This window comes from Streptomyces viridosporus (genome assembly GCF_002078235.1).
GTDB classification, from domain to species: Bacteria; Actinomycetota; Actinomycetes; order Streptomycetales; family Streptomycetaceae; genus Streptomyces; species Streptomyces viridosporus.
Map to the genome: position 1 here is coordinate 512 of NZ_MSGP01000434.1, position 3,227 is coordinate 3,738.

General features: G+C 73.3%; 2 protein-coding genes, 1 tRNA gene and 1 pseudogene. 1 reads left to right on the plus strand and 3 read right to left on the minus strand.

The genetic code is table 11. The features are described 5' to 3' along the window. Positions 1 to 73: transfer RNA gene (locus B7L92_RS28160), tRNA-Gly, on the plus strand. 143 nt (positions 74 to 216) lie between these two features. On the opposite strand, the gene B7L92_RS28165 is transcribed toward B7L92_RS28160, so the two are convergent. From B7L92_RS28165 to B7L92_RS28175, 3 genes and pseudogenes are all read right to left on the minus strand, one after another. Then, complete coding sequence (locus B7L92_RS28165; protein ID WP_016825565.1) at positions 217 to 1,116, minus strand: phosphoribosylaminoimidazolesuccinocarboxamide synthase; 900 nt, start codon at positions 1,114 to 1,116, stop codon at positions 217 to 219. Positions 1,117 to 1,226: 110 nt separating this feature from the next. After that, complete coding sequence (locus B7L92_RS28170; RefSeq protein WP_081240189.1) at positions 1,227 to 2,732, minus strand: N,N-dimethylformamidase beta subunit family domain-containing protein; 1,506 nt, start codon at positions 2,730 to 2,732, stop codon at positions 1,227 to 1,229. Positions 2,733 to 2,962: 230 nt separating this feature from the next. Then, positions 2,963 to 3,227: pseudogene (locus B7L92_RS28175) on the minus strand (hypothetical protein); the annotation flags it as partial.

A 3,227-nucleotide genomic window follows, 5' to 3' on the forward strand; every position in this document is an offset into this window, starting at 1 on the left:
GCGGACGTAGCTCAGTTGGTAGAGCGCAACCTTGCCAAGGTTGAGGTCGCGAGTTCGAGCCTCGTCGTCCGCTCGGAACCGAAGGCCCCGGTCATCGACCGGGGCCTTCGTCGTGTGTTCCCGCCCGCCGTGTGCTCCCGCCCGTCGGGCGTTCGCGCTTCGTCCGGCGGTCGCGCCTCGTCGGGCGCGTCCCGCCGGACGCGTCTCCTCGGGCGCTCAACTCCAGGCGGTGCCCGTCAGCCGCTCGTAGGCCTCCACGTACTTGGCCCGGGTCGCGTCCACGACCTGCCGGGGCAGCGGCGGCGGGGGCTGCTCGCCCCTGCGGTCCCAGCCGGACTCGGCGGACGTCAGCCAGTCCCGCACGTACTGCTTGTCGTACGACGGCTGCGCGCGACCCGGCTCCCACTGCTCGGCCGGCCAGAAGCGGGAGGAGTCCGGGGTGAGCACCTCGTCCGCGATGACCAGGCTCTCGCCGTCGAAGCCGAACTCGAACTTGGTGTCCGCGAGGATGATCCCCCGCTCGCGGGCGACGTCGCGGGCGCGGGAGTAGGCGGCCAGGGTCGCCTGGCGCAGTCGGGCCGCGGTGTCCGCGCCGACCTGGCGGGCGACCTCCTCGTAGGAGACGTTCTCGTCGTGCTCGCCCACGGCGGCCTTGGTGGCCGGGGTGAAGATCGGGGCGGGCAGCTCCGAGCCGTCCACCAGGCCCTCGGGGAGGGCGAGGCCGCAGACCGTGCGGGACTCGTTGTACTCGGCCAGGCCCGAGCCGGTGAGGTAGCCGCGGGCCACGCACTCCACGGGGACCATGTTCAGGGACTTGCACACCAGGGTGCGGCCCGCCCAGTCGTCCGGGGCGCCGGCCGGGACCTCGGTGCTCAGGACGTGGTGCGGGAGCAGGTCGGCGAGCTGGTCGAACCACCACAGGGAGAGCTGGGTGAGGACGCGGCCCTTGTCGGGGATCTCGGTCGGCAGCACCCAGTCGTAGGCGGAGATGCGGTCGCTGGCGACCATCACGAGGTCGCCCGCCTCGTTCCGGTACAGCTCGCGCACCTTTCCGGTGTGCAGGTGCACCAGGCCCGGAACCTGGATCGGCTCGGGCTTTTCGACGAATCCGGACACGGTTCCTCCCCGTGGTTCTGTCCAATACGTCGATTCTCCCGCACGGGGCGAACGGTCTCGGCCAGGGGGCGGTGCGGGGCACGGGACGCGGGGGTGCGCCGCCCGGCGGGTCAGTCGCGTTTGCAGATGCGGTCGAGGAGGTTGGCGGTGGCGCGCTGGATCCGGGGGTCGACGTGGCCGGGGCGGTCCAGGGCCGGGGACCAGGCGAAGGTGCCGGAGGCGAACACCCAGGCGCCGGAGGGGGCCCGGTGGAGGGACGTCTCCTGGTGCCGCCGGGCGCCCTCGCGGTCGGTGTACGGGGAGTGCGCGAGCAGGACGCGCTCCTCGTGCTCGGGCAGCGGGGTGCGCGGGAAGTAGCGGTCGGCCTCGCCCGCGACCATCCCCTCGAGGGCCTCGCCCTCGTGCGCGCCGGTCGCCTCCCACATCCAGTGGTCGGCGTTGCGGACGATCAGCGGGTGCGGCTCGGGGACCTGGCCGGCGTACTGGATGCCGAGCAGCTGCTGCTCGGCGCGGTCGATCTCCCGCCACAGCACCGGTTTGCCCGGGCCCTTGCGCTTGCGGCAGGTCAGCAGGCGGTCGGGGCCGGCCGGGGAGGGGGCCAGCTCGACCTGCCAGTACAGGGTGTTGGCGGAGAGGAAGACCAGGGAGGTGCCGTGGTCGCGGGCGCGTTCCACGGCGCCGCGCATGGGCTGCGACCAGTACTCGTCGTGGCCCGGGAAGATCAGGCCCCGGTAGCGGGTGGGGTCGACGCCGCCGGCGTGCAGGTCCCGGGCGTCGGCGTAGGCGAGGTCGTAGCCGTAGCGCTCGGCCCAGCGGATCACGTCGTAGGCGTGACCGACGTGCAGCGGGAGGCCGGCGCCCGCGTACGGGCGGTCGAAGGAGACGGTGGTGGCGGCGCCGGCCTCGCCGAGCAGGCGGCCCTCCTCGTCCCAGGCGTGGTAGAGGCTGGCGCCGGTGCGGCCGTCCTCCGGGTAGAGGTTGTACGCCTGCCAGGTGACGTCGGGCAGCACCAGGAGCAGGTCGGCGGGGCGGTCGTCGCGGACCGTGAACGGGATGTGCGAGCGGTAGCCGTCAGCCGTGGTGAGGACGGCGACGTACGCGCCGACGCTCCAGTACGACGGGATCGGCAGCCGCCAGGACAGCCACCAGTGGTGGCAGGAGACGGTGCGGTCGGCGGTGAGCGGCGGGGGCTGCACGATGCCGGAGAGGCGGGGGCTGGAGGTGATCTTGGTGGCGCCGTCGCCGCCGTAGTGGCCGATGCGGTAGACGTCGACGCCGAACTCCTGGGGCGGGTCGACGGTGACGTGGAAGTCGATGGCCTCGCCGGGGGCGACCCCGCCCGTGGAGGCGAAGCCCTTGATCTGGCGGCGCACGTCGTCGGAGGCGCGGGGGCCGCCGGAGGAGCGCGGGGCCGGGACCCTGGGCGTGCCCTGCCGCGGGAGGCGGGCGGTGGGCTCGGGCGGTTCCGGGTCCACGTACCAGGGGACGACCTGGCCGGTGTCGCCGAAGTACGTCTCGCTGCCGCGCAGCCACGGAAGGGGGCCCTGCCCGAAGGGGTCGTTCACGGCGTGCGCCAGTGCTCCCGACTCCCAGCGGCGGATGCGTTCCGAACCCATGACCGCTCCCCTCCCTCGTACCCCGGTGGCGGTGTGGCGCGTGGTGCCGTTCGGCCGTCGTCTGGCGGGTGGTGCCCGTCGACAGTTATGTGCTTGTCGTATGTCACACGCCCTTGCCAGGGAACGCGAACGGTCCAAGCACATCACATTGGGCGCGTACTCCGTCACCGTTCGTTTCGAATTGACCGAAAGCGGAAGGGTGAGCTCCACGCGGGTGGGCGGGCGTCCGCTCAGACGAGCCGTACCGGCTTCTCCGGGCGTATCCCCTGCCGGGCCAGCCACAGCCGCAGGGCCGCGGGGTCGCCGTCCTCGATCAGGGCCAGGACCTGGGGGGACAGGTCCGCGGCCCGCTCGCCGCCGACGAGCAGGACCGGGCCGTCGAGCCAGTCCAGACCGGGGACGGCGCCCGCGGTGTCCATCGCCGCGCAGCAGACCATCGCGGTGATGTGGTCGGCGAGAAGTTCGCGGGCGGTGCGCGGGGGCTGGAGGGGGAAG

Bases quoted from the DNA above. Each gene is read 5' to 3' on its own strand.
- B7L92_RS28170 (WP_081240189.1), bottom strand. From the start codon at position 2,732: ATGGGTTCGGAACGCATCCGCCGCTGGGAGTCGGGAGCACTGGCGCAC.